The 281-nt window shown below is 60.9% G+C and carries 1 protein-coding gene; it reads right to left on the minus strand.

What is annotated here, in order from left to right:
• Positions 1-281 (minus strand): type I restriction enzyme endonuclease domain-containing protein (locus tag P8629_RS11660; protein WP_278166294.1); only part of this gene is annotated, 281 nt, incomplete at both ends.

Consider the following 281-nt stretch of genomic DNA (forward strand, 5'->3'; position numbering starts at 1 on the left):
CAGATTGGCGCGCACGCTTTCGCGCACCTGCCAGTCGACGGTGGTCGAGCCGCGCAGCTTGTTGGTGACCTCGACCGCCAGTGCCCGCAACTTATCATCACCCAGCTCGCGTACCGCGCTTTCATTGGTAACCAGAGCATCGTAAAAGGCGATCTCGTCCGGGTTCAGGCCCAGCGCCTCGTCGCGTTCCATGTCGGCCTTGAACTGCTTGGCCATGGCGATCAGCTCTTCGATCACCTGGGCCGTTTCGATGCCGCGGTTGTTGTACTTGCGCAATGTCT

It is taken from the genome of Hydrogenovibrio sp. 3SP14C1, from assembly GCF_029625905.1.
Classification (GTDB): domain Bacteria; phylum Pseudomonadota; class Gammaproteobacteria; order Thiomicrospirales; family Thiomicrospiraceae; genus Hydrogenovibrio.